Raw genomic sequence first — 6,284 nt, 5'->3', positions numbered from 1 at the left:
CAGGGCCAGGGCGGCGCGGCGTTCGGACAGGATCGCGGGCTGCGCCTCGGCGCCGGCCAGATCGTCGCGCGCGGCGTCGCGGCGTTCGGCCAGTTCGGCGGCGCGGGTGCCGGCCTGTTCCAGTCGCAGCCGCCAGCCGGATTCCTCCTTGGCGATTTCCTGCAACCGCTTGGTGCGGGCCTGCGCCTCGCGCCGGATCTCGTCCAGCGCGGCGCGGCGGGTCATGGTGGCGATGCGCGCGGCCTCGACCCCGGTGCGGGCATGTTCCAGCGCCGCCGCCGCATCATCGCGGTCGGGCAAGGCCGCGATCTGCTCCATCGCCTCGGCCAGCCGGGCGCCCGCATCATCGGCATCGGCGCGATGGCGGGCCAGTTCGGCGCGGGCGGCCTCGGCGCGGCTGCTGGCCAGAGCCAGATCGGATTCGGCGCGGGTCGCGGCGCGCACGGCGTCCGATAACAGGCGTTCAGCCTCGCGCCGCGCATCGCGGGCGGATTTTTCGGTCTCGGCGGCGTCCTGCAGGGCGGCGCGGGCGGTGTCGTGACGCTCGGCCGCCTCGTCGGCGCGGGCGCGGGCGGCATCGGATAGGGCGGCGATCTCGGCCAGTTCGTTGACCTTTTGCAGATGCAGCGCGGCCGAGGATGACGCATCGCCCGCCATCACCCGCACCCCGTCCCAACGGAACAGATCACCGGCAGGCGTCACCAGACGCTGACCGGGCTGCAAGGCGCCCTGCAACGCCGCCGCGCGGGCCGCATCCGGGACCAATCCGATCCGCGACAGGCGCCGCGCAAGGGCTGCGGGCGCGTGGACATGGGGGGCCAGCGGGTCGGCACCATCCGGCAGGGACGATGCGGGCAGGTCGGGCAGGTCGTGCCAGCCGCTGCCCGCATCGGTCAGAGGCAGGGACAGATCGTCGCCAAAAGCCGCACCAAAGGCAGCCTCGTAGCCGCGCGCGACCTGCACATGATCAAGGATCGTCGCGCCCCCGGACTGGCCGCGTTCGACCAGACGGCGCAGGGCGGCCATCTCGGCGGCAAGGGCGGCGGCCTCGCCCTCGGCCTCGGACCGGGCGGCGCGGGCAGCGGCCTCGGCGGTCTCCAGCGCGGCGCGGGCGGCTTCGGCATCGGACAGCGCGTCCTCGGCGGCCAGCGCGCGGTCGCGGGCCTGATCCTGCGCGGAATCGGCCTGATCCAGCGCGGCGCTGGCGGCCTCGCCCGCCGCATCGGCGGCAGCGACAGCCTCGGCGGCTTCGGAGGCGGCGCGTTCGGCCCGCTGCATCATGGCGCGCAAATCATGGGCCAGACGTTCGGCGGATTGGTGGCGGGCGGCCAGACGCGCGGCCTCGTCGGTCAGTTCGGCCAGGCGCGCCTCGACCTCGCGCAGCGCGTCGGATGCGGCTTCGGCGGCTTCCGAGGCAGCCTCGAGCCGGGCCTCATGGCCCTGCCCGGCCTTCTCAAGCTCGGTCTTTTCCCAGGCCAGGCGGGCGACAACTTCGACCGCGTCGCGGTTCAGCACCTCTTCGCGTTCGATGTCGCGGTCAAGCTGGGCGATGCGGGAGGTCAGCGCACGGATCGCATCCTCGGCGCGGGTCTCGGCCTCGGTCAGGCTTTCCTGCTCGACCTGCACGCGTTGCAGCAGGGCGGCGGCGATCTGGTCCTCGTCGCGCAGGGCGGGCAGATCGTCCTCGGCGCAGGCGCGGCGTTCTTCGGCCTCGGTCGCGGCGGCGCCTGCCTCCTGCGCGGCGCGGATGGCATGGGCCAGAGCCTCGGCTGCGGCAAGGCGCGCGGCCTCGGCATCCGACCAGCGGCGGTAAAGCAGCACGCCCTCGGCCAGCCGCAAGGCCGCGCCGATCTCGCGGTAGCGCGCCGCCGCCCGCGCCTGACGCGCCAGGGTGGCGGCCTGCGCGGATAGCTGGTCCAGCGTGTCGTCAACGCGGGTCAGGTTCGCCTCGGCCCCGTTCAGCTTCAGCTCGGCCTCGTGGCGGCGGGCATAGAGGCCGGAAATCCCCGCGGCCTCTTCCAGGATACGGCGGCGGGCCTTGGGCTTGGCGCTGATCAATTCGCTGATCTGCCCCTGCCGCACCAAGGCCGGGCTATGCGCCCCGGTCGAGGCATCCGCGAACAGCATCTGCACATCGCGCGCCCGCACATCCTTGCCCGCGATCTTGTAGGCGCTGCCCGCGTCGCGGGTGATGCGGCGGGTGATGTCGAACTGGTCGTCGTCGTTGAAGCCCGCAGGCGCCAGCCGGTCGCGGTTGTCGATCGTCAGCGAGACCTCGGCATGGGCGCGGGCGCTGCGACGGGTGGTGCCGGCGAAGATCACGTCCTCCATCCCGTCGCCGCGCATGGCGGTGGGGCGGTTCTCGCCCATGACCCAACGCAGGGCCTCCAGCAGGTTGGACTTGCCGCAACCATTGGGGCCGACCACGCCGGTCAGACCCTCGCGGATGACCAGATCGGTCGGGTCCACGAAGCTCTTGAAGCCATTCAGGCGCAGGCGGTCAAAGCGCAAGGGCGGGTCCGTCAGATCGGGTGGCCGGGACGCGGCCAGATTCGGGCAATGGCAGATTGTCGACGCAGGGGCGGCCCAAGTCAACCGACCCGCTAGATATCGAGGGAGCCGACCAATTTATCCACAAGATGCGGCCTTCGCGGCCTCTGGCACGGAGGGTTTTGGGGCGTTTGTCCGCGGGCATGATCCGCGTTCGCGCCTGCTGACCGGGGTCAGCGCCCTCTCCCTCTTGCTCGGATCTTCGCGGGCTAGGCGATCTGGGACAGGATCGCCTCCGCCGCGGCGCGCGGGTCAGGGGCCTGCCAGATCGGGCGACCGACGACGATGTGGTCGGCGCCTGCCTGCAAGGCGGCGGCGGGCGTCTCGACCCGCTTCTGATCGCCGAGGTCCGCGCCCGCAGGGCGCACGCCGGGCGTCACGATCAGCCCCGATCCCGGCAGGGCGCGGATCGCAGCCGCCTCGCGCGGGGAACAGATGATGCCGTCGGCGCCCGCCTCGAAGGCGCGGGCGGCGCGTTCGACCGTGATCTCGTGCAGATCGCCCGCGCGGATCAGCCCGGCATCCAGATCGGCCCGGTCCAGCGAGGTCAGGATCGTCACGCCGAGGATCTTCAGCCCCGATCCCGCCGCGCCCTGCTTGGCCGCCGCGACCACATGCGGATCGCCATGCACGGTCAGGAAATCCAGATCGAACTGCGCCAGACCGCGCACGGCGGCCTCGACCGTGGCGCCGATGTCGAACAGCTTCATGTCCAGGAAGATGCGCTTGCCGTGTTCGTCCTTCAGCTCGCGCGCAAGCGCGAGGCCCCCGCCGGTCAGCATCCCCAGACCGATCTTGTAAAAGCCCACCGCGTCGCCCAGACGCCCGGCCAGATCCAGCCCCGCCACGGCATTCGGCACATCCAGCGCCACGATCAGCCGGTCATCCATCGCCCGTTTCCCTTCATTTGAAATCGGGGCCTTATGACATGCGATCCGGGCGCTTGAAAGCCGCCGCAAAGCCCCCAAATCTGGTTCATCAGACCCGGATGGGGGCGTGCCGCGAACGGGCGCCCGCGACACGGGGGCTTTGCGAAAAGGAGTGACCCGATGAACATGGACAAGTTCACGGAGCGGTCGCGCGGCTTCATCCAGGCCGCCCAGACCATCGCGATCCGCGAGAATCAGCAGCGCGTGATGCCCGAGCATCTGCTCAAGGCGCTGATGGATGACGATCAGGGGCTGGCCTCGAACCTCATCACCCGCGCGGGCGGCGATGCCCGCCGCGTCAAGGAGGCCGTCGATCAGGCCGTGGCCAAGCTGCCCCGCGTCACCGGCGGCGGTGGGCAGGTCTATATCGACCCCGCCCTTGTGCGCGTTCTGGACGAGGCCGAGCAGGTCGCGAAAAAGGCCGGCGACAGTTTCGTTCCGGCCGAACGGATGCTGATGGCGCTGGCGATGGTCAACACGAATGCCCGCGACGCGCTGACGACGGGCGCCGTGAACGCGCAGGCACTGAACGCGGCGATCAACGACATCCGCAAGGGCCGCACCGCCGACAGCGCCAGCGCCGAGGACAGCTATGAGGCGCTGGAGAAGTACGCCCGCGACCTGACGGCGGCGGCCCGCGACGGCAAGATCGACCCGATCATCGGCCGCGACGAGGAAATCCGCCGCGCCATGCAGGTCCTGTCGCGCCGGACCAAGAACAACCCCGTCCTGATCGGTGAACCCGGCGTCGGCAAGACCGCCATTGCCGAGGGTCTTGCCCTGCGGATCGTGAACGGCGACGTGCCCGAGAGCCTGCGCGACAAGCGGCTGATGGCGCTGGACATGGGCGCGCTGATCGCGGGCGCCAAGTATCGCGGCGAATTCGAGGAACGGCTGAAGGCGATCCTCAAGGAAATCGAGACCGCAGCCGGCGAGATCGTGCTGTTCATCGACGAGTTGCACACGCTGGTTGGCGCGGGCAAGTCCGAGGGCGCGATGGATGCCGCGAACCTGATAAAGCCGGCGCTTGCGCGGGGCGAGCTGCATTGCGTCGGCGCCACGACGCTGGACGAATACCGCAAATATATCGAAAAGGACGCGGCCTTGGCCCGGCGTTTCCAGCCGGTTCTGGTCAGCGAGCCAAGCGTCGAGGACACGATCAGCATCCTGCGCGGCATCAAGGAAAAATACGAACTGCACCACGGCGTCCGCATCAGCGACGCCGCGCTGGTCGCCGCCGCGCAGCTGTCGCATCGCTACATCACCGATCGCTTCCTGCCCGACAAGGCGATTGACCTTGTGGACGAGGCCGCCTCGCGCCTGCGGATGGAGGTGGACAGCAAGCCCGAGGAACTGGACCAGCTGGACCGCCAGATCCTGCAATTGCAGATCGAGGCCGAGGCCCTGAAGAAAGAGGACGACGCCGCCAGCAAGGACCGGCTGGAACGGCTGGAAAAGGACCTCTCGGACCTGCAACAGCAGAGCGCGGCGATGACCGCACGCTGGCAGGCCGAACGCGACCGGCTGGAGGGTTCGCGGACCCTCAAGGAACGGCTGGACCGCGCGCGGGCCGAGCTGGATCAGGCCAAGCGCGAGGGCAATCTGGCACGCGCGGGCGAGCTGTCCTACGGCATCATTCCGGGGCTGGAAAAGCAGCTGGAACAGGCCGACGGCGAATCGCTGATGGTCGAGGAAGCCGTGCGCCCCGAGCAGATCGCCGAGGTGGTCGAACGCTGGACCGGCATCCCCACCGCCAAGATGCTGGAGGGCGAGCGCGACAAGCTGTTGAAGATGGAACAGCAGATCGGCCGCCGCGTGATCGGGCAGGCCGAGGCCGTCACCGCCGTCTCGAACGCGGTGCGCCGCGCGCGGGCGGGCCTGAACGACGAGGGGCGCCCTCTGGGCAGCTTCCTGTTCCTGGGGCCCACGGGCGTCGGCAAGACGGAACTGACCAAGGCCCTGGCCGAATACATGTTCGACGATGACGGCGCGATGGTCCGGATCGACATGTCCGAGTTCATGGAAAAACATTCCGTGGCACGGCTGATCGGTGCGCCTCCGGGCTATGTCGGCTATGACGAGGGCGGCGTGCTGACCGAAGCCGTGCGTCGCCGCCCCTATCAGGTGATCCTGTTCGACGAGGTCGAAAAGGCGCATCCCGACGTCTTCAACGTGCTGTTGCAGGTGCTGGATGACGGGGTGCTGACCGACGGTCAGGGACGGACGGTGGACTTCAAGCAGACGCTGATCATCCTGACCTCGAACCTCGGATCGCAGGCGCTGTCGCATCTGCCCGAAGAGGCCGACGCCTCGGATGCCCGCCATCAGGTGATGGAGGCAGTGCGGGCGCATTTCCGCCCCGAATTCCTGAACCGCCTGGACGAGATCATCATCTTCCGCCGCCTGTCGCGGTCGAACATGGACGGGATCGTGCAGATCCAGCTGGCGCGGCTGGAAAAGCGGCTGGCCGGGCGCAAGATCACGCTGGATCTGGACGATGCGGCGCGGATGTGGCTGGCCGATCAGGGCTACGACCCGGTCTTTGGCGCGCGGCCGCTGAAACGGGTGATCCAGCGCGCGTTGCAGGACCCGCTGGCGGAACTGCTGCTGTCGGGCGAGGTGCTGGACGGCAGCACGGTCACGGTCTCGGCCGGGCCGGACGGGCTGATCGTGGGCAACCGCGTAGGCCGGGCTGGCGACCGGCTGGGGGCTGTGGGCGAAGGCCCGCGCCCGGATGTGCCGGTGCATTGACCCCCTGAAAACGAAAAAAGGCCCCGCAATCGCGGGGCCTTTCCTTTCAGAAAC

The 6,284-nt window shown here is 69.7% G+C and carries 3 protein-coding genes; 1 reads left to right on the top strand and 2 read right to left on the bottom strand.

What is annotated here, in order from left to right; all coding sequences use genetic code 11:
- The coding region (locus tag ACTZWU_RS12010) for an AAA family ATPase (protein WP_444737598.1) at positions 1-2,511 on the bottom strand (2,511 nt) is incomplete at its 3' end.
- Positions 2,512-2,759: 248 nt separating this feature from the next.
- A complete protein-coding gene (pyrF, locus tag ACTZWU_RS12005; RefSeq protein ID WP_444737597.1) occupies positions 2,760-3,440 on the bottom strand; it encodes an orotidine-5'-phosphate decarboxylase in 681 nt (226 codons plus the stop codon).
- A gap of 159 nt (positions 3,441-3,599) precedes the next feature.
- Between pyrF and clpB the strand changes: the two genes are divergently transcribed.
- Positions 3,600-6,230 carry an ATP-dependent chaperone ClpB gene (gene clpB / locus ACTZWU_RS12000; RefSeq protein WP_444737596.1) on the top strand — a complete coding sequence of 877 codons (2,631 nt, stop codon included), beginning with the start codon at positions 3,600-3,602 and terminating at the stop codon, positions 6,228-6,230.
- Positions 6,231-6,284 lie beyond the last annotated feature (54 nt).

It is taken from the genome of Paracoccus sp. NSM (genome assembly GCF_052379855.1).
Taxonomy (GTDB): domain Bacteria; phylum Pseudomonadota; class Alphaproteobacteria; order Rhodobacterales; family Rhodobacteraceae; genus Paracoccus.
Note: the sequence above shows the minus strand (reverse complement) of the source record. Positions and strands in the feature narration are given on the sequence as shown.